Origin of the sequence: Streptomyces sp. NPDC127129 (assembly GCF_042671585.1) — a bacterium.
Taxonomy (GTDB): domain Bacteria; phylum Actinomycetota; class Actinomycetes; order Streptomycetales; family Streptomycetaceae; genus Streptomyces.
This window is the reverse complement of sequence record NZ_JBHXTV010000024.1, coordinates 97,480-123,796: the sequence shown is the minus strand read 5'-3', so window position 1 is coordinate 123,796 and position 26,317 is coordinate 97,480. Positions and strand designations below refer to the sequence as shown.

General features: G+C 70.8%; 22 protein-coding genes and 3 pseudogenes. 15 read left to right on the top strand and 10 right to left on the bottom strand.

From position 1 onward, the window contains the following. Positions 1 to 96 precede the first annotated feature (96 nt). From ACFVGW_RS34160 to ACFVGW_RS34125, 8 genes and pseudogenes are all read right to left on the bottom strand, one after another. The gene (locus tag ACFVGW_RS34160; RefSeq protein ID WP_385854704.1) at positions 97 to 240 is read right to left on the bottom strand and encodes a hypothetical protein; all 144 of its coding nucleotides are present in this window, start codon (positions 238 to 240) and stop codon (positions 97 to 99) included. Positions 241 to 298: 58 nt separating this feature from the next. Further along, a complete protein-coding gene (locus tag ACFVGW_RS34155; protein WP_385854703.1) occupies positions 299 to 982 on the bottom strand; it encodes a TetR/AcrR family transcriptional regulator in 684 nt (227 codons plus the stop codon). 241 nt (positions 983 to 1,223) lie between these two features. Further along, positions 1,224 to 1,838, bottom strand: a complete 615-nt coding sequence (locus tag ACFVGW_RS34150) for a TetR/AcrR family transcriptional regulator (RefSeq protein ID WP_385854702.1) — start codon at positions 1,836 to 1,838, stop codon at positions 1,224 to 1,226. 293 nt (positions 1,839 to 2,131) lie between these two features. Then, a complete protein-coding gene (locus ACFVGW_RS34145; protein WP_385854701.1) occupies positions 2,132 to 3,013 on the bottom strand; it encodes a crotonase/enoyl-CoA hydratase family protein in 882 nt (293 codons plus the stop codon). Positions 3,014 to 3,066: 53 nt separating this feature from the next. Further along, positions 3,067 to 4,041 carry a nitronate monooxygenase family protein gene (locus ACFVGW_RS34140; RefSeq protein WP_026058451.1) on the bottom strand — a complete coding sequence of 325 codons (975 nt, stop codon included), beginning with the start codon at positions 4,039 to 4,041 and terminating at the stop codon, positions 3,067 to 3,069. A gap of 261 nt (positions 4,042 to 4,302) precedes the next feature. Next, positions 4,303 to 4,569, bottom strand: a pseudogene (locus tag ACFVGW_RS34135) (FAD-dependent oxidoreductase); the annotation flags it as partial. A gap of 235 nt (positions 4,570 to 4,804) precedes the next feature. After that, positions 4,805 to 5,377 (bottom strand): annotated as a pseudogene (locus tag ACFVGW_RS34130) (NAD(P)/FAD-dependent oxidoreductase); the annotation flags it as partial. A gap of 171 nt (positions 5,378 to 5,548) precedes the next feature. Further along, entirely contained in the window at positions 5,549 to 6,241 is a 693-nt protein-coding gene (locus ACFVGW_RS34125) for a transporter (RefSeq protein WP_385854700.1), read from the bottom strand. A 645-nt stretch (positions 6,242 to 6,886) separates the two neighbouring features. On the opposite strand from ACFVGW_RS34125, the gene ACFVGW_RS34120 reads away from it, so the two are divergent. From ACFVGW_RS34120 to ACFVGW_RS34075, 10 genes and pseudogenes are all read left to right on the top strand, one after another. Beyond that, positions 6,887 to 8,398 (top strand): flavin-containing monooxygenase, encoded by a 1,512-nt coding sequence (locus ACFVGW_RS34120; RefSeq protein ID WP_385854709.1) that lies wholly within the window; start codon positions 6,887 to 6,889, stop codon positions 8,396 to 8,398. Further along, positions 8,391 to 9,290 carry an alpha/beta fold hydrolase gene (locus tag ACFVGW_RS34115; RefSeq protein WP_385854699.1) on the top strand — a complete coding sequence of 300 codons (900 nt, stop codon included), beginning with the start codon at positions 8,391 to 8,393 and terminating at the stop codon, positions 9,288 to 9,290. The genes ACFVGW_RS34120 and ACFVGW_RS34115 overlap by 8 nt, the downstream gene beginning before the upstream one ends. A gap of 49 nt (positions 9,291 to 9,339) precedes the next feature. After that, a pseudogene (locus ACFVGW_RS34110) lies at positions 9,340 to 9,423 on the top strand (FAD-dependent oxidoreductase); the annotation flags it as partial. Between the two features lie 409 nt (positions 9,424 to 9,832). Then, a complete protein-coding gene (locus ACFVGW_RS34105) occupies positions 9,833 to 11,260 on the top strand; it encodes an APC family permease (protein WP_385854698.1) in 1,428 nt (475 codons plus the stop codon). An 85-nt stretch (positions 11,261 to 11,345) separates the two neighbouring features. Beyond that, complete coding sequence (locus ACFVGW_RS34100; protein ID WP_385854697.1) at positions 11,346 to 11,972, top strand: hypothetical protein; 627 nt, start codon at positions 11,346 to 11,348, stop codon at positions 11,970 to 11,972. 58 nt (positions 11,973 to 12,030) lie between these two features. After that, positions 12,031 to 13,338: a glutamine synthetase family protein gene (locus tag ACFVGW_RS34095; RefSeq protein WP_385854696.1), complete on the top strand. Its 1,308-nt coding sequence runs from the start codon at positions 12,031 to 12,033 to the stop codon at positions 13,336 to 13,338. Further along, positions 13,335 to 14,111 (top strand): gamma-glutamyl-gamma-aminobutyrate hydrolase family protein, encoded by a 777-nt coding sequence (locus ACFVGW_RS34090; protein ID WP_385854695.1) that lies wholly within the window; start codon positions 13,335 to 13,337, stop codon positions 14,109 to 14,111. Before ACFVGW_RS34095 ends, ACFVGW_RS34090 begins: the two co-directional genes overlap by 4 nt. Before the next feature lie 2 nt (positions 14,112 to 14,113). After that, positions 14,114 to 16,540 (top strand): AMP-binding protein, encoded by a 2,427-nt coding sequence (locus ACFVGW_RS34085; RefSeq protein WP_385854694.1) that lies wholly within the window; start codon positions 14,114 to 14,116, stop codon positions 16,538 to 16,540. Further along, positions 16,537 to 17,667, top strand: coding sequence for a Zn-dependent alcohol dehydrogenase (locus ACFVGW_RS34080; RefSeq protein ID WP_385854693.1), 1,131 nt, complete (start codon positions 16,537 to 16,539; stop codon positions 17,665 to 17,667). The genes ACFVGW_RS34085 and ACFVGW_RS34080 overlap by 4 nt, the downstream gene beginning before the upstream one ends. Continuing rightward, a complete protein-coding gene (locus tag ACFVGW_RS34075; RefSeq protein ID WP_385854692.1) occupies positions 17,664 to 19,133 on the top strand; it encodes an aldehyde dehydrogenase family protein in 1,470 nt (489 codons plus the stop codon). The genes ACFVGW_RS34080 and ACFVGW_RS34075 overlap by 4 nt, the downstream gene beginning before the upstream one ends. Before the next feature lie 52 nt (positions 19,134 to 19,185). Here ACFVGW_RS34075 and ACFVGW_RS34070 read toward each other — a convergent pair whose 3' ends face one another. Beyond that, positions 19,186 to 20,361 (bottom strand): helix-turn-helix domain-containing protein, encoded by a 1,176-nt coding sequence (locus ACFVGW_RS34070; protein ID WP_385854691.1) that lies wholly within the window; start codon positions 20,359 to 20,361, stop codon positions 19,186 to 19,188. An 818-nt stretch (positions 20,362 to 21,179) separates the two neighbouring features. Here ACFVGW_RS34070 and panD point away from each other — a divergent pair. From panD to ACFVGW_RS34050, 4 genes are all read left to right on the top strand, one after another. Further along, positions 21,180 to 21,605, top strand: a complete 426-nt coding sequence (gene panD, locus ACFVGW_RS34065; RefSeq protein ID WP_385854690.1) for an aspartate 1-decarboxylase — start codon at positions 21,180 to 21,182, stop codon at positions 21,603 to 21,605. Between the two features lie 27 nt (positions 21,606 to 21,632). Continuing rightward, positions 21,633 to 21,977, top strand: a complete 345-nt coding sequence (locus ACFVGW_RS34060; protein WP_352189425.1) for a GNAT family N-acetyltransferase — start codon at positions 21,633 to 21,635, stop codon at positions 21,975 to 21,977. After that, the gene (locus ACFVGW_RS34055) at positions 21,974 to 22,615 is read left to right on the top strand and encodes an arylsulfatase (RefSeq protein WP_385854708.1); all 642 of its coding nucleotides are present in this window, start codon (positions 21,974 to 21,976) and stop codon (positions 22,613 to 22,615) included. Before ACFVGW_RS34060 ends, ACFVGW_RS34055 begins: the two co-directional genes overlap by 4 nt. 339 nt (positions 22,616 to 22,954) lie before the next feature. Continuing rightward, positions 22,955 to 24,265, top strand: a complete 1,311-nt coding sequence (locus ACFVGW_RS34050) for a transglycosylase family protein (protein WP_385854689.1) — start codon at positions 22,955 to 22,957, stop codon at positions 24,263 to 24,265. Here the strand turns inward: ACFVGW_RS34050 and ACFVGW_RS34045 are convergent. Further along, the gene (locus ACFVGW_RS34045) at positions 24,146 to 25,174 is read right to left on the bottom strand and encodes a DMT family transporter (protein WP_385854688.1); all 1,029 of its coding nucleotides are present in this window, start codon (positions 25,172 to 25,174) and stop codon (positions 24,146 to 24,148) included. The genes ACFVGW_RS34050 and ACFVGW_RS34045 overlap by 120 nt on opposite strands. 401 nt (positions 25,175 to 25,575) lie before the next feature. Between ACFVGW_RS34045 and ACFVGW_RS34040 the strand changes: the two genes are divergently transcribed. Continuing rightward, the gene (locus ACFVGW_RS34040; protein ID WP_385854687.1) at positions 25,576 to 26,301 is read left to right on the top strand and encodes a (2Fe-2S)-binding protein; all 726 of its coding nucleotides are present in this window, start codon (positions 25,576 to 25,578) and stop codon (positions 26,299 to 26,301) included. The last annotated feature ends 16 nt before the right edge of the window (positions 26,302 to 26,317 follow it).

The window sequence follows — 26,317 nt, the reverse complement described above, 5'->3', positions numbered from 1 at the left end:
GACATCAAGGGGGCCACCCGATCCGAGAATCGGGTGGCCCCCTTGATGTCGTCCGGCCCGCCGCCGGCGCAAGCCGCCGTCTCTGCGTGGGCGCCCTCAGGGACTCCCGGCGCCCGCCGTCCAAAGCCAGCGTCGCGAGCAGCAGCGGACCCCCAGTCCGGCCAGGTCGGAGGACTCGTCCGGCGAGTACAGGTGCTGCGGCGTCAGCCCGTCGAAGCCCGCGAGGAAGAATCGGGTCACCAACTCCACGGGCGGGACGAGCTCGTGGCCGGTGACCCGGCCCGGGCCCGTCGGCCCGTCATGCCGACGGATCCGGCGCGTACGTCCGCAGGTAAGAAGTGAGGAGGCGGCGGTGCTCCGCGAGCACGGCATCGTCGCCGGTCACTGGAGCGACGCGGAAGGCGACGTCGAAGAGCCGATTACCGGCCTCGAAGGCCAGCTGCATCACCAGCAGCGGGGTGTCGGGGCGCAGGAGACCCCGATCCCGCGCGAAGTGCCAGAGCTGTTCGGCCATAGCCTCATCGAACGCCCGCACCAGCTCGGCGAGGGCATCGCTGCGACGGGTGAACCACAACTCGACACAGCTGGGGTGCTCGCGGAAATAGGCCAGCAGGAGATCGACGACCGCGCCCACGGCACTGTCCAGGGTGGCCGGCGGGCTGTCGTCGCGGAAGACTCCGGAGACCAGGGTTTCGAGCTTCTCGACGTGGCGGCGCATGAGCTCGGCGTCGACCTGATGGCGGTCGGAGAAGTAGTGGTAGACCGAGGCGACGGGGATGCCGGCACGTTCTCCCGCAGCCTTGAGCGTCGCCGCCTCATAGCCGTCGGCCGCGAGGATCTGCTCGGCGGCGTCGAGTATCGCGTTGACCCTTTCGACCCCTCGCCGCTGCAGCTGAGCGTTCGGCCGCGCCGGCGCATGAAGCGGCCTCTGCTCAGTCGTAGGGACGGCAGTGCGTCGCCGCGACCGGCGCGCCTCAGACACGGTGTGAGGAAGGGGTGACATGGGACACGTATCGCATTCTAGCCGAGCGCAGGAACGCGAATCGGTCGGCCGGAGCGGGCCGCATCCTGGGCCCTCGTAGACATCGAATGGTGGGTGGGGTTTTCGACCGCGGTCGAGCAGCGGCCCATCCGTCGAGCCGGGATGACGCCGAAGCGGGTGATCCTCATCGGCGCTCCCGGCGAGACGCGGAAAACAGCGGGTCCCGGCGGACCGTCGTGCGTCATCTGGGCGTGGGGTCCAGCCTGCCGTCGGCCAGTGCAAGGGTTGCGGCGACCAGGGCACCGAGGTCGACTTCCACAGTCGGCTTGTCCGGCATGTAGAGGCGCTGCATCGTCAAGCCGTCGAATCCGGAGAGGAAGAAGCGGGCGAGCAGGTCCGCGGGTTGGGCGAGCGCGAATCCGGTGCGGGAGGCCGCCTCGGTCACGATGCGTTCTGTCACTTCGTTGACCTGCCGGTAGTAGGCCGCGCGCGCCTCGCCCAGTCCAGGGGTGCGTAGGGCGTGCATGGCCAGTTCGGTGAGCAGCCGGTAGCCGCTCGCGTCCTCCTCCACGGTGCGCCAGAGGGCGACGGCCAGTGCAGCGATCGTTTCCTCGAATCCTGCACCCTCCGGCGCCGCCCCCTCGACCTGCGCGACCAGGTTGCTGGTGAGCTGCTCCATGACCGCCCGGTACAAGTCCTCCTTCGTACCGAAGGTGTAATGGACCGTGGTCTGGGCGACGCCGAGCTCTGCGGCGATGGCACGCGTGCTGCCTGCGGCGATACCCTCCCGTGCCATGAGGGTGATGGCCGCGTTGATCAACTGGGGACGGCGCTCGGCCGCGGGAACATGAGCCATTTGGTGATTGTACCGACTGGGTCGATCGATTCAGTCGGTTAACGGTGCTGGTGGGGCGAGGTCTGGTCGCTCGCTGCCTTCGGGGTGTCCCGTCCCCCCGTTCATCGCCTGCCAGGATGAGCCCGCCGGCCCTCCTTCCCCCGAGGGGCCGGATGCCGCGCCGGCCTCCGACGGACGGGATCGCGTCGGAGGCGAGCCGTCGTCGGTGACCACTCCGTCGATACGGTGCACTCTCGGGGAAGCGTGGAGCGGAACCGCGCGGGACGAGGCCCCGCCCCCTCACCGGCGTACGGTCAGCAGGATGCGGTCCATTCGTCGTAGAACGGCGGCATGGCCGAGGCCCGGCTGCTGAAGTCGGGGGAGCGCTTCTCGCGGAAGGCCGCCACTCCCTTGGCGCCGTCGTCGATGCTCGTGTAGAACATGGCGAGGGATTCGAGCCGGTGAGCGTCCTCGGGATCTTCCAGGGCCGTGTGACGGTACGTCATCTGACGGATGAGCGCGGTCGACACGGGTGACCGGCCCAGCGTCCAGCGGTCCGCCAGCTCGCGCGCCCGCTTCAGAAGCTCGTCCGGGGCGTGGAGCTCCGTCGCGAGGCCCGCGTCCACGGCGGCCTCCGCGTCGAGGATCTCGGCGGAGTACAGCAGGTCCAGCGCCCTGGGTATGCCGACCAGGCGGGGGAGGAACCACGTCGAGACGGCCTCGGGCGTGATGCCCAGGCGGCCGAAGACGAGGCCGAACCGCGCGTCAGTGGACATCAGACGGGCGTCCATGGCCAGCGCCATGGTCGCGCCGATCCCGACCGCGACGCCGTTGATCGCCGCGATCACCGGCTTGCGGCAGGATCGGATCGCCAGGGTGACCCTGCCTCCCGTGTCCCGGACCCGGCTGATGTCGGGGCTGCTCAGATCCGCCATGTCGGCGAGCGTGGGCGTGCGCGACTCGTCGAGCCCGAAGACGTTGCCGTCCGCGCTGAGGTCCATGCCGGCGCAGAAGGCCTTGCCGCCCGCCCCGGTGACGATGATCGCCCGCACGTCGTCGTTGTCGTTGACCTCGGTGAACGTCCGCTCCAGTTCCCCGGCCATCGTCGGCGTGAAGGCGTTGAGGTGGTCCGGCCGGTCGAGGGTGACTGTGAGGACGCCGTCGTCGACGTGGTGGTCGAGGGTGGTCCAGGTCATGATCGCGTACTCCTGTTTTCCGTAAGCCTGTTGCTTCTGTCTCTCGGGTCGTCTCAGCCGCGGAGCTCGGCGAGCCGGCCGATGATCTTCTCCGCGTCGCCCACGATGCCGCTGACGATCTCGTCACAGGTGGCGACGGACTCGATGAGTCCCTGGGCCTGGCCGGCCCACCACAGGCCGTCGTCCATGTGGCCCTCCTGGAGTACCCGGGTGCGGCCGCGGACGCCCGAGGCCAGCTCGGCTACGTCCTCGAAGACCGCTCCGGGGCGCCGCGAGCGGGTGACGATCTCCTCGGATATCGCGTTCCGGGCGACCCGACCGGTGTTGCCGAACTCCCTGAAGACCAGCTGGGTGGCACGCTCGTCGTTGGCGACGATCTGCGCCTTGACGTTGGGGTGCACGGGAGCTTCCGTGCTGGCGACGAACCGGGTGCCCATGTTGATGGCGCAGGCCCCCAGGGAGAGGGCCGCGGCGAGGCCGCTGCCGGTCGCGAAGCCGCCGCTGGCGATGACCGGGATGTCCAGCCGGCGTACGGCGGCGGGCACGAGGACGAGTCCGGGGATGTCCTCCTCGCCCGGGTGCCCCGCGCACTCGAAGCCGTCGATGCTGACCGCGTCCACACCGAGGCGCTGCGCCTTGAGCGCGTGGCGCACGGCGACCGCCTTGTGGATCACCCTGACGCCCGCGCTCTTGAACGCGGCCACGTGCTCCGCCGGGTTGCTGCCGGCCGTTTCGACCACCGTCACCCCGCTCTCGATGATGGCCGCGCGGTATTCCGCGTAGGGCACCGGCTTGAGGGTGGGCAGGATGGTCAGGTTGACGCCGAACGGCTTGTCGGTCATCTCCTTGCACCGGGCGATCTCCCGGGCCAGCGCCTCCGGGGTGGGCTGGGTGAGCGCGGTCAGGAACCCGAGGGCGCCCGCCTCGGCCACCGCGGCGATGAGTTCGGCGGTGCCCACACCCGTCATGCCGCCGCAGACGATCGGATGGTCCACCCCGAAGAGGTCAGTGAAGGGAGTCGAAATCATGAGCTGGGCCGGCCAGGGCCCTATCCGTTCTTGCGGCGCCGTATCTGCACGGCGGCTTCCGAGGCGCTGACGGCTTGGCGGGCCGAGGGCCTTAATCAAACTCGAATCGTTTTCGCGGGTGATCAGCCGACCCAGGCTCTGGGCGACCTTGTCTTTAAGGTGCTGCCCGCCTGCACGCGATTTGGGTCAGGCCACCGGCAATGAGCCTTTGCGGGCGTTCCGTCGGCTCCCGTTGATCAGGTCGCTGAAGCGGTCGACGGTTCAGACCGTGCGCAGTCCTAGCCGGCTCATCATCGTGGGGCGGGGGAACTCGGGCTTATCCGCCCACAGGAAGTCGAGGTCTTCAGGTCGCTTCCCGTCGACGATCAGGTCGGCGATGAGAGTTCCGATGCAGGGTGCCTGGGCCAAACCCTGGCCGTTGCACGCGATCGAGCAGAACACGTTGCCGCCGATCGGCAGCCACGACGACGTGATCGCGATCCACCCTCCCCAGGCCCGTGCCACGGCCACGTCGGCCAGGCTCGGAAAGCGCGTCGCGAACGCACCCGCGAGTTCCTCGACGAGCGCCGGGTCCGGGGTCTTCTGTGACGTCGGGAGAGGGGTTCTCCATGATGTTGTGCTGGGTGATGAGTCCGGACCGGCTGGTCCATTCCCGGGCCCTCGAGCGCTCGGGAGCGATCGGCTCCGTCTCCACCTCGATCACCCACAGAGGCACCGCGAGGTGCTTGGGCGTGCTGCCCCATTCCCCCGAGAAGGCGTTGGTCGCGAGCACCGCCTTGTCCGCGCGCACCTGTCCCTGCGGTGTCGTGGTGACGACCCGACCTTCGGTGCGGCTGACGTCGGTCACCTTGGTCTGCTCGAAGACTCGGGCGGATGAGGCCAGGACGCCCTGGCGCACTCCTCGCGTGAACGCGCCCGGGTTCAGGATCCCGCCCTCGACCTCCCGCATGCCGCCGACGAACCCTCGAGGAATACCGAGCTCCTCGCTCGTGCCGAGCTGGACCTTGGTGCCGGCCCTTCGCAGGATCTTGGCAGCGCGTCGTACACGACCCATCTGCCACCGCGACACCGCGGCGAAGGCATTGCCGGTGACCTCGTAGTCGCAGTCGATGTCGAACCTTCTGATCAGGTCTTCGACGTGTTGCGTGGCATGCCCGGTGAAGCGTGCCAAGGCGGGCATCTTCTTGCGGAACAGCAGGTTCAGCAGCTGGATGTTCCCACCGGGCGCGCTGGCCAACTGGCCGGCGTTGCGGGAGCTCGAACCGTGACCACAGAACTCGGCCTCGAGCAGCACGACGTCCTGGCCGCGGTCGGCCAGACGCAGTGCGGTCGCCATGCCTCCCAGACCGCCTCCGATGACCGCGACCTCACAGGTGAGGTCCTCGGCGAGCGGTGGAAGGACATCAGCCGGTGGATCGATCCAGCCGCTGAACGAGCTGTACTCGACGTGGTCGGTCTTCATGATGCGCTTCTCCTTTCTGTATCGGATTCCGGTCTGCCCGATTCCTCAGGACCGAGCGACGCTGCGCTCGTGCGCCATGAGCCCGATTCCTGCCGTTGCGTCGCGGTCGTGGAGAGCGCGGTACGCGTGGAAGAACACGAACATCTGGGTCCCCCATGTGGCGAGGGCCAGGGTGTAGAAGGTCGTGCGGTGTGCGTCGTCGTACGGAATCGGGAAGAAGTCGTACGTGACGGTGACGACCAGGCCGGCCGTGACGGCCGCCGCGGCGGCGGAGGCCCAGCCCTTGGCGCCGATTGCCCAGAGGCGCCACACGAAGTAGGCGAGGAAGACCGCCGTGAGGGCGTTCACGACGACGTAGAAGGACGCCGCGCCCGCGTGGAACTCGTGATGGAACTGCTGGAGGTAGAGTCCAGCTGCCCCGGCCAGCGCGAACACCCCGACATCGGCCGTCAGGGACGGCTTGTAATGGTGCGTCACGCGCATGAGACCCATCACGACGATCAGCGTGATGCCCACCGAGCGCGAGAACGCGTCGAAGAAGTACGCGAGGAAGTACAGGGGACTGTCCTCGTCGCCCCCGAGTAGAGCCCAGAACAGGAAGTTCGTGCCGGACGTGCCGACGACCATCCATTCCAGGCCCAGCAGGTAATTGCCATAGCGCCGGATGAACTTCCACCCGTAGAAGAACCCGGTGAAGATCATCCAGGCATCGGCCAGCAGGAAGATCAGTTCCTTCATTCCGCGCGCTCCTTCAGTCGATGCGGATGTGCCGCAGAAGTTCAGGTCGGCCCGTTCCGTTTGCCAACAGGGCCATGGGGTGGCCCTGGCGTGCGCCGCCGACCACGCCGCGGCACGCGGTGACCGTCGTGCTCGGAGTGACGATGGCTTCGACGATTTCGTGCGGGGGCGCACCCCCGGTGCGGGCTGAGGCCGCGTGGAACTCCTCGGGGCTGGCCCAGTCCTCTGCTCGATTCCAGCAGGTCAGCATCGACGCCGTGCTTCGCGAGCCGGAGTGCGGTCGCCGTGCCCGACAGTCCTCCGCCGGTTCGGTGACAGAGCAGGCGAGGCTCTCTGCCTGCGGCGAACAGTACGTCGCGCATCGCAGCGCCTCCCTGAGCGTGACCGTGATCTGGTGCGGCTTCCACAATGGATTGCTCGCGAGGACGCCCGCTACGTCGACGTGCAACCAGGTGTCGCGACCGCCGCAACACACTGCACCACTGCGACGTCACTTGAGCGGCAGCGCAATGGCGTGAGCAGTGCACTGTGCACCACACCGTCACACAGGACGGGGCATTGCGGTGTAGAGCCGCAGCCGCCGTGGCGGGCACCGTGGAATCACACACCGACGTGATCACCACGCAAAGGCGGAAAGGCGGCGCGATGAACACATCGAAGCACCAGCCCGAGGAATTCGACATCGTCATCATCGGTGCCGGCATCTCCGGCATCGGCGCCGCGCGGTACTTCGTCGAGGCGTTCCCCGGCAAACGCGTCGTCGTGTTCGAAGGGCGCGACAACATCGGCGGCACCTGGGACCTCTTCAAGTATCCCGGCATCCGGTCCGATTCCGACCTGCACACCTTCGGCTATGAGTTCAAGCCCTGGAGGGACCGCGCCGCCATCGCGGAAGCCCCCAAGATCCTGAACTACCTGCGCGAGACGATCGAGGAGAACGATCTGGGCGGGCTCATCCGCCTCGGGCACAGCGTGCAGCGCGCGGAATGGTCGAGCGCCGACGCGCGCTGGACGATCGACGTGCACACTGCCGACGGCGACAAGCGTGTCACCGCCAACTGGATCTTCGCCGGCACCGGCTACTACAGCTACGACGAGGGCCATACCCCGCATTTCGAGGGCCGGGAGGACTTCGCCGGCGACATCATTCACCCGCAACACTGGCCCGAGGGCTACGACTACGCGGGCAAGAAGGTCGTCGTGATCGGAAGCGGCGCTACCGCCGTGACGCTGATCCCGTCAATGCTGACCGGCGAGGGCGCCGCCGCCCACGTGACCATGCTCCAGCGCACCCCCACCTACGTGATGCCCTGGCCCAAGGTCGACTCCCTCGCGCTCCTGCTCACCCGGCTCTTCGGCGAACGCCGTGGCTACGCGATGACCCGGTTCAACAACATCTGGATCGATCGAGGCGTGGTCAAGTCCCTCCGCACGTTCCCACGCCTGGGCCGTGCGCTCATCCGGCGCGTCAACAAGCAGCTGCTGCCCAAGGGCTACGACGTGGACACCCACTTCAACCCGCCCTACGACCCGTGGGATCAGCGCCTGTGCCTTTCCCCCGACGGCGACTTCTTCGCCGTCCTGCGCGACGGCAACGCCTCGATCGTCACCGATCGGATCACGCGTTTCACCGAGTCGGGAATCCAACTCGATTCGGGCGGGCACCTCGACGCCGACGTGATCGTCACCGCGACCGGCCTCAACGTGCGCCTGCTCGGCGGCATCGAGCTGGCGGTCGACGGTGCGTCGGTGAACCTCGCCGACTGCGTCGTCTACCGCGGCACCCTGCTCTCGGGGATCCCCAACCTCGCCATCGCCATCGGCTACACGACCTCGTCGTGGACGCTCAAGATCGGCATCCTGTGTCGCTACTTCTGTCAATTGGTCGAGCACATGGACGCCTTCGGCTACGACAGCGTCGTCGTCGAGGCCGATCCCGCCATGGAGACGCGGCCGGTCATGGACCTCAGCGCGGGTTACGCGCAACGGGTCCGCGAGACCACCCCGAAGCAGGGCACGGGCATGTGGCAGATGTCGATGTCGTACCCCCAGGACGCCAAGTTGCTGCGGGGCCCCCTGCTGGATGACGCGCTGCAGTTCGGATCCACCACCGACGAAAGCTCGAACTCGACAGCACAGAAGGCGCTCCGTGCCTGACGACACCGAGGACCGCTTCGTCACCCTTCCGGGCGGCACGCGTGTCTGCTACCGAACCGAGGGCGAGTCCGGCGCCCCGCCGATCCTGCTCGTCGCCGGCCTCGCCGAGGACTTGACGATGTGGTCCGAGCGGTTCGTCTCCGCTCTCGCCGCGACAGGTTTTCAGGTGATCCGCATGGACAACCGCGACTGCGGGCGCTCCACCTACGCGACCACTCCACCACCCAGCACACTCCGGCAACTGCTCGCCCGGCCCCGCCGCGACGCGTACACGCTGGCCGACATGGCGGCCGATGCCGCGCAGCTGATCGAGCATCTCGGTCTGGGGCCGGTGCACCTCGTCGGGCGCTCGATGGGCGGGATGATCGCGCAGACCGTCGCGGCGCGATACCCCGAACTCGCTACGTCGCTCACCTCTTTGTACTCCACCACGGGCCATCCGAAGGTCGGGCAGCCGGCCGCGTCGACCATGGCGTTGCTCGCCGCCCCGCCGCCGCGGAACCGGATGCAGGCCGTGCGGGCGCACCTTCGCATGACGGCGCATCTCGCAGGCACCGGCTTCCCGATCGACGAGGCCGAAGAAACAGGCCACGCCGTTCAGACGTGGAACCGCACGGCCGGCGACGGTGCGGCGGGGACCGCCCGGCAGGTCCAGGCCATCCATGCCTCGGGCGACCGGACGGCGGAGATCGCCCGCATCACGGCCCCCACCCTGGTGATCAACGGCGATCGCGACCTCATCGTCGCACCGTCCGGGGGCGACGCCACTGTGGCCGCGATTCCGGACGCGCGGCACGTGGTGATTCCCGGAATGGGGCACCACCTGCCCAACGCGCTCGCGCCCCTGGTCGCCGACCACGTCGTCGGACACCTCGAAAGGGCATCGGCATGACCGCGCCGCGCGCCACGGACGTCGTCGTCATCGGCGCGGCGCCTCCGGGTTGACCGCGGCGCGGCGGTCGGCGCAGGCCGACCGGCCGGTCGTGGTGATCGAAGCCGGTGACCGTGTCGGCGGCCGCCACGATGAACCTCGACGTCGCCGACGGCGTGATCACCGAAGGCGGCGGACAGGGGGTCGGACCAGGCCAGGACCGGGTCCTCGCGCTTCTGGGCGCGCTGGGGCTGAATACCCCGTCAAGACTCACCTCGCCGGGAAGCCGACCTGCCACCGGTGCGGCCGCTCGAAGCGGTACGGCGGCCTCGTCCCGCCGCTGCGACCAGAGCGCGATCGGTGTCGGTCGCCGGTTCGCGACGCGAACGTTGCTCGTCCCCCGTCCCGTAGGGGGTTGCGCCAGTGCATGGCGTATCCGCCGCGCAGGCCGACGATCTCGGTGTCACCGGGACTCCTCGGCGCGAGGGCGCGGGATCTCGCCGTCGGAAGCTGCCGCGTCGGAGACGCCGGCACGGAGAGCACCACTGAAGGGAGCAGTCGTCATGAGTCAGCAGCGCGAAGGGCGGGCGCAAGAGCTCACCACCGGCCTGGACCGGACACTGGGCGTTCCGCACATCGTCTTCATGGTCGTGGCGATGGCCGCGCCGCTGACGGTGTTCGCCGGACTCATCCCGTTGATGCTCGGTTCGGGGAACGGGATCGGAACGCCGGTCGACTTCGCGATCGTCGGAGTCGTGCTCGTCCTGTTCACGATCGGGTACTCGGCGATGACCCCTGAGGTGCGCAACGCGGGTGCCTTCTACTCTTACGTCCAACGCGGCCTCGGCACCGGCACCGGGCTGGGGGCCGCCATGCTCGCCCTGGTCACGTACGCACTTCTCATCGTCGCCGTCTCGGCGTACCTCGGGGCCGCCGCGCGCAATGTGATCGGGACCTTCTTCGGCGTCTCGGTGCCATGGTGGTGCCTCGCGGGCGCCGGGCTCGCGGCCATCGCGTACCTGGGATACCGCAACGTCGAGGTCAGCGCGCGAGTACTCGGCGCGCTGCTCATCGCGGAGGTCGGGATCGTCGCCCTCGTCGACCTCGCCATCGTGCTGCGCGGCGGCGACCACGGTCTCTCCGCGGACCCGCTGACCTGGGACGCGTTCACCAGCGGCGCCACCGGCACCGGGATCATGTTCGCCGTCTTCGGGTTCGTCGGCTTCGAGGCCACCGCCGTGTTCCGGGCCGAGGCCGAGGACCCCGACCGGACCATCCCGAGGGCCACCTACGTCGCGGTCGTCCTGATCGCCGTGATCTACGCCTTCTCGTCCTGGGCCATGATCAACGGCCTCGGCATCGCGCATGCCGCCGATCTCGCGGCGCGCGACCCCGAAGGACTCGCACCCGGGCTCGCCACCCGCTATCTGTCTCAAGCCGCCCACGACGTCATGCAGGTTCTCCTCGTCACCAGCTTCTTCGCCTGCGTGCTCACCGCGCACAACGTGGTGGCCCGCTACCTCTTCGCCCTCGGCCGCCAGGGCGCGCTCCCGGTCTCGCTCGGTTCCGTGCACCCCGCGCACCGGTCGCCGCACGTGGCCTCGCTGCTGACCTCCGGACTGATCGGCCCCCTGCTCGCGGCCACGGCGATCGCCGGCCTCGATCCGGTCGTCGAGGTCTACGCCTGGTTCGGCGGTGCCGGGACCCTCGGGCTCATCGTGCTGCTCGCTCTGACCTCCGCGGCGGTCGTCGTGCACTTCCGCAGGGTCCGCACGGCGACCGCATGGACGGGCACCGTCGCCCCCGCCCTGGCGCTCGGCGCGCTCGGATCGATCCTCGTGCTCGTCATCGGCAACTTCGAGCTCCTGATCGGGTCGAGCACCGGAGCGAACGTCTTCCTCGCGGTCATCATCGCGGCGTTCGTCGGCGGCCTCGTGTGGGCGGCGCTGCTGTACCGGCGCCGACCGGACATCTACGCCGCCCTGGAATGACCGCCGCTCCCACAGCCCCACAGCACCACACACGTCATCGAAAGGCATGAGAGTGACGGAAACCCCTACGGTCCCGAAGAGTCTCGTGGCTCAGCGTGCGCCGGTCCGGATAGAGATCGACGACGATGCCACGCCCGTCGTCCGGCTGCTCGGCCGGACCCTGTGCGACGCGGTCCGGACCGGTCACGCCCCCGAGGTACTCGGCCGAGGCACAGGGACGGTCGCCGTCCGCTCGCACAACACCCCGCAGGCCGCCACCGTCACGCTGCACGGCGGCGCCGTCACCGTGACCGGCGGCGTCTTCGCGCCGGCCGACGCCACGCTGGTCGTCGACCTCGAATCCCGTTTCGCGTCCACGAAGGACCCGGACGGTGACGCGGAACTGGCCGGCGGGATGCTCCGCGCCCTACGGCCCCCGTTGCCTCCGTGGCGCGAGGCCGCCGAGCACTTCTGGGACGTGACCCGCGGCATCCGCGGCATCCCCGACGTCCTCGTCGCGGTGGCGAGGGAACCGGAGGGCCCCCAGGAGGCCAGATTCGGTGCGGGCCCCAGCACGTACCGCATGGTCGGCACGCCCGAGGCGCTGGCAGGCGTGTTCACCGGCGCCGACTACCTGCTCACCTCCCTGGAGTCCGGCCTGCGGGTCCAGGGGACGCTCTCGCAGTTGTCGGTCATGACGGCTGCCTCGTGGAAGGTTCGATTCGATGTCTGAACTCACCCGGTCGGCATCCACCAGGTCCGCTCGGACAGCGCCCACGAGAGCCATCCGCTTGGAGGCCACCGGCCACGACGGGAGCTTCCTGGGGAAGACCATCACGCCGGCGAAGTTCGCGTCCGGCAAGGAGTCGGGCTTCGCCTTCGCCGACATCCTGTTCGCGATCGACCTGGGTAACGCGTTCGTGTACGGCGACGCGTTCCCGGACTGGCGCGGCAACCTCTACGACATCTCGATGATCCCCGACATGGCCACGCTGGTGCAGTGGAAGCCCGGCCTCGAAGCCGTCATCGGTGACTACTGGCTACGGGACGGGCGGCCGGTGCCGATCTGTCCGCGGAACATGGTGCGCAGGCTGGTCGAGCGCCTCCAAGCCCTCGGCTACACCGCCAAGGTCGCGGTGGAGATCGAAACGACGCTGTTCGCGGAGTCCGTCCAGGAGGCGCGGGCCCGTGGGTACAGCGATCTCACCCCGCTCGGCGGAGACACCGGCGCCACGTACCACCTGGCGAGGTCGAAGGACTGGGTCGACTACATGGACGCGGTCACCGACCGGCTCGACGAGCTCGGCATCACCTGGGAGGCGTGGACCGACGAAGCCGCCCCCGGCCAGACCGAGTTGAACCTCGCGCCCAGCGATCCGGTGTCGCTCGGGGACGCCTGGGTGCGCACCAAGCAGGTGATGCGCGAAGTCGCGTTCGAGCAGGACCGGTCGGTGACCTTCATGGCCAAGCCGACCGCCGGATTCGGGCAGGGCGCGCACATCAACCTGTCGCTGCACCGGGACGGCGAGAACCAGTTCTTCGCACCCGAAGGACCGTCCGAGGTGATGCTGCAGGCCGTCGGTGGGCTGATGGCCACGATGGCGGGAAACACCCTGCTGGCGCTGCCGCAGATCACCTCGTACCGGCGCCTGGTCGACATCAGCGGCCCACCGACCACCATCAGCTGGGGCGTCAACAACAAGACCGCGGCGGTGCGGGCCATCGTCGGACACCCCACGTACTCGCGGCTCGAGTACCGGCTTCCCGGCTCGGACGTCAACCCGTACTACGCGCTGGCCGGTGTGCTGGCCGGGGTCGTGGCCGGCATCGAACGGCGGATGCCGGCACCGCGGCAGGTCGACGACATGGCGTGGAGCCTGCCGGACGACAGCGGGGTCGAGCGGATCCCGGACACGATCACGAAGGCCATCGCCGCGCTGGAAGGCGACGAGATCCTTCGCGAGTACCTGGGCGAGGAGTTCGTCGACTTCTGGGTGGCGTCGCGCCGGTGGGAATGGATGGAGTTCCACACCAAGGGTGGTGACCCGTACGCCGAGCTCTCCGCGTGGGAGACCCGTCGCTACTTCGAGTTCCCGTGAGCGGCAAGCCACTGGTCGGTATCACCGGCCGCCGGTTCCAGCTGGGCCTGATCGCCGGAACGGACGACCGTCACGCCACGGCGTGCGTGGACTCGTTCATGTCCGCCTTCGCGACGCGGGTGGCGCAGGCCGGCGGGGTTCCCGTGTTCCTGCCCTACGACGCCGATCCGCTGGACGTCTGCGAGTGGGTGTCCGGGGTGGTGATCACCGGCGGGCAGGACGTGCACCCGGCCCGGTGGGGCGGCGACACCTCCGTGGTCCGCGACGTCGACCCTCGGCTCGATCCCCATGCGCACGATCCGGAACGCGACGACTACGAGTTCACCCTGACTCGCGCCGCCATCGACCGCGGCATCCCCGTGCTGGGGGTGTGCCGAGGGATGCAGCTGCTCAACGTGGCGCTGGGCGGAACGCTCATCGCGGACCTGCCGCCCGACCCCGTGCCGCACTTGTCGCCGCTGGCCGCGCCCACCGACGGCGACGCCGAGCACCTCGTGACCTTCGAGCCCGGCTCGACGGCCGCGCGGCTCTTCGGCGACAGCGCCGTCACCAACTCGTGGCACCACCAGGCCGTCGACCGGTGCGGCGCGGGGCTCGTCGTCACGGGCCGCACGCCCGACGGGGTGGCGGAGGCCGTGGAGGCGCCCGGCGCGCCGATCCTCGGGGTGCAGTGGCACCCCGAGTGGATGGAACGGGACGACCCGGCCATGGCCTGGATCGTCGACGAATCGAGACAACGACAGGAGGCCGGAGCATGCCGGCTGACCCGATAACCGTGACCACGCCCAGGGACGGAACACCGGGGCGGCCCGCCGTCGCCCTCGACCTGATGGGAGAGACGCCCCGGGTACGTACCGTCACCGGCCTGCTGGCGGACGGCGCCGCCCGCACTCCCGGCGCCGAGCTGCTGCGGTTCGGCGACGCCTCGTGGACCTACGAGCAGGCCGACGCATCGTCGTCGCGGCTGGCACACCGCCTCATTGAGGCCGACGGAGTGGCGCCGGGCGACCGCGTCGCGATCATGCTGCCGAACGTCCCGCAGTGGCCGCTCACCTGGTTCGCGGTGCTCAAGGCCGGCGCCGTCACCGTGCCCGTCAACTCGGCGTACCGAGCGGCCGACCTCGCATTCGTGCTCTGCGACTCCGGCGCGAGAGTGATCGTCACCGACACCGAACACCTCCCGCTGGTGCGCGAGGTGGTGTCCGACGACGACGCCCTCGCGGGCATCCAGGTCGTCGACGTCGCCGACATCCCCGACACGGGCCTCCCGGCCACCGCCCCGGATGTCGCGATCACCCCGGACACGCTGGCCAACCTGCAGTACACCTCGGGCACCACCGGATTCCCGAAGGCGTGCATGCTGACCCACGACTACTGGACCCGCATCGCTCGGGACTGCGCCGCGGCCGCCGGCCTCGGCGACGACGACGTGCTGCTCACGGCGCAGCCCTTCTCGTACATGGACCCGCAGTGGAACACGGTCCTCGCCCTGACCGCCGGCGCCCCACTGGTGGTGCTCCCGCGGTTCTCCGCGTCGGGGTTCATGGCCGACGTACGGCGCCACCGCGTGACCTTCTGCTACGTCCTCGGAGCGATGCCCACCCTGCTGTTCAAGCAGCCGCCCACCGCCGACGACCGGGACAACCACCTGCGCGCGGTGTTCTGCTCCGCGATCCCCGCGGCGCTGCACGCCCAGCTGGAGGACCGCTGGGGCGCACCATGGCGAGAGCTGTACGGCATGACCGAGAGCGGGATCGACCTGATCAGCCCACTCGCCGATCCCGCGGTCGTCGGGAGCGGCGGCATCGGGCGGCCCGTGCCCACCAAGCGCGTCAGGATCGTGGACGCCGACGGCGCCGAGGTCCCCGCCGGCACACCCGGCGAACTGACCGTGTCCGGAGCGCCGATGATGCTCGGCTACTGGAACCGTCCCGAGGAGACCGCGCGGGCGCTACGGGACGGATGGCTGCACACCGGTGATCTCGCGGTCGCCGACGACGGGGGCGAGATCCGCCTGGTGGGCCGCATCAAGGACATGGTGCGGCGCGGCGGCGAGAACGTCGCCAGCGCCGAGGTGGAGGCAGCGCTCGAAACCGACGACCGCGTCGTCGCGGCCGCGGTCGTCGCCGAGCCCGACGAGGTGCTCGGGGAGGAGCTCAAGGCATTCGTCCAGCTCGCGGCGGGCGGCACCGGCGGCCGGGCGACGGCCGAGGCCATCATCGCCCGGGTCGCGGAGCGGCTCGCGCGGTTCAAAGTGCCGCGCTACGTCGAATTCGTCGCGGACTTCCCCCGGACCCCGTCGGAGCGGGTGTCGAAGCCCGCGCTCAGGGCCCGGGCGACCGAGGTCCCCGGCACCACCTTCGACCTGCGCGACCGGACCTCATCGACCTCCGCGGCGCCGTCGGACGCGGCCCTGTCGGACATGGCGGCCGAACACGTGCTCGTCGACGTGATCCGCGAGGTCGCCGTGATCACCCTGCGGCGCCCGTCGAAGCTCAACGCGCTCACCGTCGGAATGCGCCTGCGCCTCGCCGCGCTCATCCGCGAACACGGCACCGGTGAGCGGGCCCGGGGAATCGTGATCACGGGCACGGGCCGCGCGTTCAGCGCGGGCGAGGACCTCAGCGCTCCGCCTACCACGTTCGCCGAGATGCGCGAGACCTTCGAGAGCTTCCACGACGTCACCCGCGCCGTGATCGAGACCCGGGTCCCCGTGGTCGCGGCGATCAACGGGATCGCGGTGGGCGGCGCCTCGGAGATCACGCTGTGCTGCGACGCGCGGCTGGGCACGCCGCAGACCTTGTTCTTCCATCCGGAGAACGCCCGCGGCCTCACGATCTCGAACGCGTCCAGCGTGCTCCTCACCCGCATCGTCCGCAATCACGCGATGCGGATCGTCCTGGGCTCGGAGCGCATCGGCGCCGAAGAAGCGTTGCGGATCGGTCTGATCGATCAGATCGTCGAACAGGACGACCTGCTGGACCGCGCGATCGACCTCGTCCACGCCTGGACACCGGAGGGCGGCAACAACACCGCCCTGCACCTCGCGCTGCTGCGCCCCTCGTCCGAGGAGATCGAACGCGCCTTCGTGCTGGAGGACGCCGCGGCCGACGCGTCGTGGAACAGCGGCGCGCTGACCGCGGGCATCGCGGGCTTCTGGAACGCGAAGAAGCCCGCCACCACGACCGGAGAGAACGAATGATCACCACCCGCGCGGCCGTCCTCACGAAGGTGGGCGAACCCCTGCACCTGACCGACATCCACGTCGACGAGCCCGAGCCGCACGAGGTGCGGATCGCCGTCACGCACGTCGGGCTGTGCCACAGCGACCTGCACTACGTCACCGGCACCGTCTCGACCGATCTGCCGGTGGTGGTCGGTCACGAGGTGGCGGGCGTCGTCGAATCCGTCGGCTCGGCCGTCACGGACCTGCGTCCCGGCGACCACGTCACCGGCGCGCTCACCCCGTCGTGCGGCCAGTGCGCGAACTGCAACGCGGCCCGTTCGACACAGTGCCGGCGGCTCGACGAGATCCGGCGCCGCCCGCGGCCCGCGTACACCCTGCCCGACGGGACAGCGGTCGCCCGACTCGGCGACCTGGGCGCGTTCTCCGAGCACATGCTGCTGCGCGCGAACGCCGCCGTGAAGCTGCCCGACGGCGTGTCCACCCGGGTCGGCTGCCTGCTGTCGTGCTGCGTCGTCACCGGCGTCGGCGCCGTGTTCCGCGGGGCGCGGGTGCGGCCCGGCTCCACCGTGGCCGTGATCGGCTGCGGAGGCGTCGGCTCGGCCATCATCCAGGGCGCGCGGCTCGCGGGCGCGTCCGCGATCGTCGCGATCGACGTCGATGAGCAGCGGCTGCGAGCCGCCCGCGGCTACGGCGCGACCCACACCCTGAACGGCGGCGTCGACGACGTGGCCGCTGCGGTGCGCGCCCTGCTGGGCGACGGCGTCGACTACTCCTTCGAGGCCGTCGGGTCCGCCCGCACCGCGGCAACCGCCCTCGACGTGGTGCGCGCCACCGGCACGGCCTGCCTCGTCGGCATCGCGCCCGAAGGCACCGAGCTGACCCTGCCCGCGTCCGACTTCTTCTTCGGCGAGAAGCGCCTGATCGGCTCGTACATGGGGTCGGGACAGGCGCGGGAGGACATCGCCCAGTTCGCCCGGCTGTACCAGCAGGGCCGGCTGCTGCTCGACGAGATGGTCAGCGACGTCATCGACTTCGACCGGATCAACGAGGGCTTCGAGGCGATGAAGTCCGGCGAGGTGACCCGCATCGTCGTCGCCATGCCGATACGTTCCGGCAACCCCGCCGCGGAGGAGACCCGATGAAGACCACGACACCGACAACGTCTCTCGCGCAGCCGGTGAGCTACATCGCCAGTGAGTGGGTGCGATGCCAAGAGCTCGACGCGTGGAACGTCGACCCGAACACGGGCGAGCCGGTCCACCGCACGGTGACCACATCGCCCACCGACCTGGAGCGGGCGCTGCAGCACGCGCAGCGCGCCTACGATGCGCTGGACTGGGCCGGTGACGACTTCCGGCTCATGCGGGCCGAGGCGCTCGAACGGGCCGCGGCGAACGTCGAGGAGCGGCTCGAGGAAATCGCCCGCACCGACGCGATCACGAGCGGCACGGCGATCACCGCCACCCGCAAGCTCGCCGCGTTCCTCCCGGCCCGGATCCGGGGGGCCGCCGACGAGGCCCGTGGGATCCCCCGCGTCACCGCACTCGCCGCCGGCGGGCGCGACGTCCGGCTGCACCGGGTGCCCTGGGGACCCGCCGCCATCCTCACACCGTGGAACGGCCCCAGCTTCATCCCGGCGGCGAAGGTCGCCAGCGCGGTGGCTTCGGGCTGCCCGGTGCTGCTCAAGCCGTCCGAGCACGCCCCCGCCAGCGCGCAGGTGATCGTCGAGTGCTTCGTTGACGCCGGCCTGCCCGAGGGCGCGCTGCAGCTCGTCCACGGCACGGGCGACGTCGGCGCCGCACTCACGGCCGACCGCCGGGTGAAGGTGGTGTCCTTCACCGGCGGCCCGGGCGCCGGGCGGGCCATCGCCCGCGCCGCCGCCGAGGACTTCAAGGTCCTCCAGCTCGAACTCGGTGGCAACAACCCCGTGCTCGTGCTCGACGACGCCGACCTCGACGTGACCGCCGACGGCATCCTGACCGGCATGACGAACCTGAACGGCCAGTGGTGCGAGGGGCCGGGCAAGGTCCTGGCACCGCACCGGCTGGTGCAGCCCCTGCGGGAGGCCCTCGCGGAGCGCATCGCGCGGCTGCGGATCGGGCACTCGCTCGACGAGGAGTCCGACATCGGACCCATCGCCAACGAACCGCATCACCGGAACCTGCTTCAGCGCATCGAGGGTCTGCGCGGGCTCGGTGCCGAGATCGACCAGCCCGGGGAGCTGCCCGGCCTGGCGGGCTTCTTCCTGTCTCCCACGCTCGCCACCGGGTCCGACCCGGAACGCACGACCGCCGAGCTGTTCGGGCCGGTCGTCTCCTTGCACGGCGTGGACTCGGACGAGGACGCGCTGCGCGCCGCCAACGCGCACCCGTCGGGCCTGGACGCCTATGTGTTCGGCACCGACACCGACCGCGCGATCGCGGTCGGTGCCCGGATCGTGTCCGGCGAGGTGCGGGTCAACGGCGCCAAGCTCGCCGATCTCGGCGACGACTCCGCCCAGAGTTTCTGGGGCCCGTCCGGCATCGGCGGCCACGGGCCCGCGGAGTCGGTGCGGGTGTTCTGCGGAGACCGGGTCGTCGGGGTCGACTCGCCGGATCTGCCCTTGTGACCGGCCCGGAAGGAGACCGAGCCCCTCACGGGCGCCGCCGGACGTGAGGGGTTCAGTGCCGCAACTCCACGAGCATGAGCGCTGCGACCACGCTCGCGGCGTTGTCGGCGAGCGGCACCGGCAGCAGTTGGTCGGCGCGGGCCAGCCGTCGCTCGATGGTGTTGCGGTGCGTGAACATCCGCTCCGCGGCGGCGGAGCCGTTGAACCGCTCTCGGACATAGGTCAGCACGGTCTGCCGCAGCACCGGGTCGGCAGTCGCGAGGTCGCCCAGCGTGTCGGTCACGAACTGATCGGCCTGCGCCATGTCGGCCGTGAGCACCGACACCAGCGCGACGTCCTCGTACCGGACGACGGGGCGCGCCGAGCCCATGCGCGCCAGGAGTCGTTGCGCGGCGGAGGCGTCCAGGTGACTCCGGCGGAAACCGTCGACATCCCGCCCGCAACGTCCGAACGCGACATGGGTTCCCGGGTGGCCGGCCAGGGCGGCCACCGCCGTCTCGGCCGGCGGGACCGTGTCCGCCGGAACCCACACCCACAGCGCGGTCGTGCTCGCGTTCAGGGTGAGCCGGCACGAGGCTCCACACATCCTCATCACCGCCTCGGCGGCCGCGTCGAGACCCGCGGCCTCGTCGACGGAGTCGCTCCAGATGATCGCGGCGAGGTGACTGCCCGCCAGCGCGTACCCGAGCCGCGATTCGGCCAGCGCCCGACCGATCGGCGCACCTTCGAGCAAGAGTTGGACGGTGGCGTGCCGCTCGGCGCTGGCGCCCCGCGCGAGGTCCGCACGTTCCTTCTCGGTGTACTCGTCGAGCGCCGCGATCGAGTCGTCGACGAAGGTCGCCATCGACCGCTCGGACACCTTCATCACGTCACGGAGCTCATCGATCACAGTGGTCGCGGCGAAACAGGCGTCGACCCACAGCTCCCACGCCCCGTGCTGGGCGCCCCGCCACGAACCGAGGTCGTGCGTGTCCAGGCCGCGTCGCACCAGGTCGCGAGCGAACTGCAGAACCTCGGGGTCGACACACGGCCCGACCCGCATACCGGGGTCCTGCAGGGTGGCCGACAGCCAATGCCTGAAATATGCCTTACCCATGTGACGGTCGGCCGCCGCGAACTGCGGGTCGTCCAACAGGGCGCGATACTCGGCCTCCCGGTGGGCGGCGGCCACGACCCCGTCGACCGCCACGCTCGTCGAAGCCAGGAGGGATTCGGCGACGTCCCGCATCAGTTCGGCAGTACGTCGGCTCGGCCGCGGCCATCCGGAATCCACCCTCGCAATATAGCGTCGGACGACACCGGCAGGGTCGTCCTCGGCGAGGGCTCGACCGGATGTTACCGAGCTGTGTCAGGCCCGCTGGGCGGAGCGCGTACGGGTCCGGGTCGTCCTCCGGTGGCAAGCCTGGATCGGCACGCGCCCAGCCGGTCTCCTTGGCCGGGATCGAGGGATGACCGCACCCCCTCACGCACAGGCTGGACGTCTGCGGACTCTTCGGGCGCCGATGCTGACCTTTTGCTGACCCCTGCCTGAAGTAAGGGGGATTGACCTGCGGTGATGCGATGCCCGCGCGGGTTGTGGTGGAACTTCGTCGCCGCAGGGGCGAGGGGATCCGGCAGGCCCGCGCGGACTGGACGGCAAGGGGCCGCTTCTGTGCCCGGTGGGCTGGACTGGTCCCGCTGCGCGATCGACTCGATGAGCATGAAGGCCACCGCTACGAGTGCCACCCCCGCGACCACCTGGCTTTACTCGGCCGCGCCGCAGCCATCTGCTGCCGTAGGCGAATCCTTCGCCTCATCGCATAAGACACTGCCCCAAGGACCTGACGCCTCGCCAGGTATGTCAGCATTCGGTCAGCATGAGTCCCCACGCGTTCCGGGGCCTTCGTCCCAACAGGCGCCGGTGCTAAGGGAAAGCCCAGGTAGGAAGCCGTCCAGCCTGACCGGAGCGATGTTCCTCACAAACATCGGACGGGGGTGTCGGTGTAAGGTCGAGAACGCCCTTGACCTGCACAAAGCAGGCAGGGAGCCGTCTTCGAGGAGTCCACAGTGCTGCGCACTCTGTTCAAGTCCAAGATCCACCGCGCCACCGTGACCCAGGCCGACCTGCACTACGTCGGTTCCGTCACCGTCGACGCCGAGCTCATGGAGGCGGCCGATCTGCTGCCCGGGGAGCTCGTCCACATCGTCGACATCGACAACGGCGCCCGGCTCGAGACGTACGTCATCGAGGGTGAGCGGGGCTCCGGGGTGATCGGGATCAACGGGGCCGCCGCGCATCTCGTGCACCCCGGGGACCTGGTGATTCTCATCAGCTACGCCCAGGTCGAGGACGCCGAGGCACGGGCTCTCGTGCCGCGGGTGGTGCATGTGGACGCGGACAACCGGATCGTCGAGCTCGGGGCCGACGCCTCCGCGCCGGTGCCCGGCGGCGACACCGTGCGCAGCCCGCACGCCGTGGCCGCGCACGCCTGACCGCCCGAACCGAGGGAGACGATTCGCATGGCCGAACGGGAGATCCGCGACGACAGGGAGAAGGGGCGCCTGGAGGCGTTCGAGGACGGCCGCTACGTCGGAGTGGTCGTCTACTTCACCCTGGACGCGGAGCCGCACGCCCTCGTGGCCGTGCACACCGTCGTCGAGGAGGGCAACGAGGGCAAGGGCATCGCCGGCTCCCTCGTACGGGAGTTCTACGCCATCGCCGACCGCGAGGGCGTCCCCGTCGTGCCCCTCTGCCCGTACGCCGCCGCGTGGGCCGAGAAGCACCCGGACGAGGCCCCCGTACCCCCGGAGGACGTCGTGCGCGCGGCCAAGGAACAGCTCAAGGCCACCCCCGAGCTGTGGTGACGCTCGCCCTCCTGCACACCTCCGAGGCGCACGTCCCCGTCTTCGACGGGCTGCGCGACCGCCATCACCCCGGCCTCGGCCTGCGGCACCTCGTCGCCGAGGAGCTGCTCGTACGGGCCGGGGCCGAGGGGCCGGACGCCGTGTCCGGCGCCGTCCGCGACCTCATCGCCGAGGCCGTCGCGGACGGCGCCGGCGCCGTGCTCTGCACCTGCTCGACCCTCGGCGGGGTCGCCGAGCGGCACGCCGCGACGCTCGGCGTGCCCGTGCTCCGGGTCGACCGGCCGATGGCGGCCGAGGCGGTCCGCTCCGAACGGATCGTCGTCGTCGCGACCGTGGAGTCCACCCTCGCGCCCACGCTCGACCTGCTCCGGGAGGAGTCGGGGGAGCGGACCTCCTTCGTCACGACCCTGGTCGTCGACGGCGCGTGGGACCGGTTCCTGGCCGGTGACCGCGACGGCTATCTGGACGCCGTCGCGACGGCCGTGGACGGGGTCCCCACGGCCGGCGACCCCGTGATCGTCCTCGCCCAGGCCTCCATGGCCGACGCCGCCGGGCGCACCACGACCCCGCTGACCGTCCTCTCCAGTCCTCGCCCCGGTCTCGCCGCCGCGGCCACGGCGGTGCGCCGACACGGATGAATGGCCCCGGCGGGCGCGGGCATGCGCACCAGGAGAGCCTGGGGCCGTACCGCCCCGTCGACCGAGAGGCCCGACATGACCCAGCCACCCGTACCGGCGCCCCCGTCGCCGATCCCGCCGCCCGGCCCGGTGCCGTCCCCGCCGGCCCCGGTGCCCGAGCCGCCTCCCGTGCCGCCGCCGAACCCCGTCCCGGAACCGCCGGGCCCCGCCCCCGTGCCGGGTCCCGAGCCCCAGCCCGAACCGGGGCCCGCCGGCCACTGAGCCCTTGTCACGGCCTGTGACCTTCCCCTACCGTGGGCGACTGCTGATGCGTTCAGCCGAGGGGTTCAAGGGGGGGCCATGGCCTTACGGGGACGACACCGCCGGCAGCAGCCGAGCCGGATCAACGCCGCGTCGCTCACCGTCACGGCGAGCGGCGTCGGCATGGCGCTCCCGCTGGTCGGCGCCGGGACGGCCCAGGCGGCCTCCCTCGACGTCTGGGAGAAGGTCGCCGCCTGTGAGTCCTCCTCCAACTGGCGCATCAACACCGGCAACGGCTACTTCGGCGGCCTCCAGTTCAGCCAGTCCACCTGGGAGCGCTACGGCGGCACGCACTACGCGCCGCGCGCCGACCTCGCCTCCAAGGACCAGCAGATCGCCGTCGCGGAGAAGGTCCTGAAGGGACAGGGCCCGGAAGCCTGGCCGACCTGCTCCACGCGCGCCGGACTCGGCGCGGAGAAGACGGCCGTGACGCCCGCCTCCCTCCCGCGGCAGCGGACCGCGCAGGCGAAGGCCCCCGCCGCGCCCGCGCCCGCCACGCCGACGACCGTGCCGACGGTCCGCGAGATGTACACGGTCACCCCCGGCGACTCGCTCTCCCGCATCGCCCGCGAGGAGCGGGTCAAGGGTGGCTGGCAGCGGCTGTACGAGGCGAACCGCACGGTGGTCGGCGACGATCCCGACCTGATCCACCCCGGCCAGAAGCTGACCCTCCGGATCGCCGCGCCCGCGAAGCCCGGACCGGCGGCGAAGCCCCCGACGGGCAAGGCCCCGGCCACGAAGCCGCCCACCGCCAAGCCCCCGGCCGCGAAGGCGCCCGCGACCCAGGCGCCGGCCACCAAGACGCCCGCGACCCAGGCGCCCGCGACCAAGGCGCCCGCCTCCACCACCAGGCCCGCCCCGAAACCGGCTTCCAAGCCCCCGGCCAGGACGAAGCCCGTCAGCAAACCGGCCGGCAAGCCCGCGAGCAGGCCCGCGACCGGCGCCGACAGCTTCTCGGCACCCGTCTCCGCCTCCATCGGCACCCGCTACCGCGTCTCCGGTTCCTCCTGGTCCAGCGGCTACCACACAGGCGTCGACTTCCCGGTCCCGACCGGCACCTCCGTCAAGGCCGTCGCCCCCGGCCGGATCGTCTCCGCCGGGTGGGGCGGCGCGTACGGCTACGAGATCGTCATCAAGCACGACGACGGCCGCTACAGCCAGTACGCCCACCTGTCCGCGCTCGCCGTGCGCGAGGGCCAGCGGGTCAACGGCGGGCAGCGCATCGCCCGTTCAGGATCGACCGGCAACAGCTCGGGACCGCACCTGCACTTCGAGGTGCGGACGGGTCCCGGGTACGGCTCCGACATCGATCCCCTCGCCTACCTGCGCGCCCGCGGCGTCTCGATCTGACACCTGCCGGACCGCCCCCCGGCGATCCGCCGCCGTCGGGTCGCAGGGCGACGGTCGATCTGACACCGACAGGGAGTCGGACGACGTCGTCAGCCGCTCGACGGTGAGCTGGACGATCCCGAGCGCCGCCACGGCGCCGCAGATCAGCGCGGCGACCGTGCCGGCGGCGCCGTAGCGGAAGGTCTCGCCGAACAGCGTGAGACCGACCGTCGCCGCCACCACCGGGTTGACCACCGTCACCGTCGCGAGCGGGGCCGCGAGCCCGGCACCCCGGTACGAGGCCTGGGAGAGCAGCAGCCCGGTCACGGCGAGCGCCGAGAGGACCAGCGCGCTGGGCCACTGGGCGAGCGGCGCGCTCGACGTCCACTCCACCGCCACGGTCTTGGTGAAGACCGAGGCGATCCCGAACGAGACACCCGCCGCTGCCGCCAGGACGATGCTGCGCAGCACCGGCCGGCCCAGCAGATGCGCGAGGGCGAAGAGCGCGCCCACCACGCCGAAGGTCCCGGCGGCGAGCAGCCAGCGCTCGGCGTCGGCCAGGGACTGGGTGTCGGCGCCGCCCGTCAGGCTGAGCAGCCCGGCCAGACCCACCGTGGCCATCAGCGCGCCGCGCCAGGCCGTGCGCCCCGCCCGCCGTCCGACGAAGAGCGCCGCCATGGGCAGCGCGAAGACGATGGTGAGGGCGCCCAACGGCTGGACCAGGCTGAGCGGACCGTAGGCGAGCGCGGCCACGTGCAGCACCGCGCCGAGACCGTTGAGCAGCACGGACCCCCACCAGGCCGGGCTGCGCAGCGGCGCGTACGTGAGGCCTGCGGCGGAGGCCGCGACCCGCTCCTGCACGATCGCCGCGGCCGCGTAGGCGACCGCCGAGACCAGTGACAGGAGCACGGACAGCAGGAGGGGGCTCATACATACAACGATCTCTCTTCCGGGCGTTCACGTCGTCGTACCTGGGAACGCCTTCGGTCGTACTGCCGTCGCAGTACGGGACCGTCACGTACGGCCTGAGATGTACGCCCGCGCAGGTCAGGAGGGGTGGAATTCGACCTTTCCGGCATCCCGGCCGAGGCGGGCGCCCGTGATCCGCGCCTTGTCGAGTACCTCATCCCGAGCCAGTCGGCACCGGACCCGGGCCACATTGGCCCGTACCGCGCCGCCCTGAAGCCGTGGCCGTCCCGGAGCCGTGACCGTCCCTAGCCCGTGCCGGGGGAGTGAGGGCAGCTCGAACGGTGAGGGGCCCGAGCGCTACGGTGATCCGTGGTCACCGGCCGAGACGTGGCCCGGGCACGACACGGCCAGGAGGCGGCGCGGTGGATCTCGTCGAGAGTGGACGGGTGGGCGGGTTCTTCGCCCTGCGGACGACCGTGCCGGAGACGGGCGGCGCGCATCTGCCGCTCGCGCGCCTGTACGCGGGGGAGGACGGCCCGCTCTCCGCCCGCGTCGACCGCGTGGGCGGCCGCCTCGGGGCGCCCGAGCGGCGGGTCGCGGCCTCCGTCGCCCACCTGGGGCTCGCGGCCCGGCTCTGGTCGACCGCCCTCGGTCCGGCCGCGCTCTTCGGCCGCTTCCCGGACCTCGACCCGGCTCGGCTGTACTGGGACTCCGCCCTGACCTCGCCCGACGACCTGTGGTGGGCGGGCACGGCCACCCGCCCCGCCACCGTGGCCGATCTCCGCGAGGCCGTTCAGCTCGCCCATCTCGTTCCCCTGCACGAGGCCCTCCGCCGCGACGGACGGATCTCGCCCCGGCTGCTCTGGGGAAACGCCGGTTCCGCCCTCGCCGGGGCGCTGCGGGAGCTCACCCGCTGGGCCCGCGCCCAGGACCGGCCCGAGGTCGCCGCCCGCGCCGGCGCGCTCGTCACCGGCCTGTTCGCCCACCCCGACCTGGCCGGGACCGTCCAGGGCCCTGCTCTCCGCCGTTCCAGCTGCTGCCTCTACTACCGCTGTCCCGGCGGCGGGCTCTGCGGAGACTGTGTGTTCGACCACCCTCCCGCGCGAGGACGCCTCACGGGTTTGGAGACACGGCCACCGGCTCCGTAAAGTTCATCTTTTGGAA